1 protein-coding gene is annotated in these 338 nt (G+C 60.9%); it reads right to left on the minus strand.

Features of this window, described 5'->3' with window-relative positions:
* The coding region (locus K5E40_RS34540; protein WP_221734445.1) for an immunoglobulin-like domain-containing protein at positions 1-338 on the minus strand (338 nt) is incomplete at both ends.

Raw genomic sequence — 338 nt, forward strand, 5'->3', positions numbered from 1 at the left:
ACGTCAGTGATCGAGTTGGTCAGCGGAGCCTGGCCAACCAATGCATCGTTCGGCGCGGTGGTGGTCACGGTGCCAGTGGTTTTTCCGACTTCGATGGTGATGTTCTGGCCGTTGGCCAGAGTCACGGTGACCGGCGAACCAGTGACCGGAGCACCAACAGTGGCGGTGTAAGTGACGGTGCCACCTTCAGCAGCCGACTCGGAGGCGGTGAGTTTGACGGTGGTGGTGTCGATGGTGTCGGTGACGTTGGTAACCGCCGGAACGGTGCTCGGCACCAGGTTCTCGAAGTTGCCGCCCGTGGCAGTCGAAATGGTTGCTTCGACTTTGCCGGCGTCTTT

This window comes from Pseudomonas baetica (assembly GCF_019733355.1).
Classification (GTDB): Bacteria; Pseudomonadota; Gammaproteobacteria; order Pseudomonadales; family Pseudomonadaceae; genus Aquipseudomonas; species Aquipseudomonas baetica_A.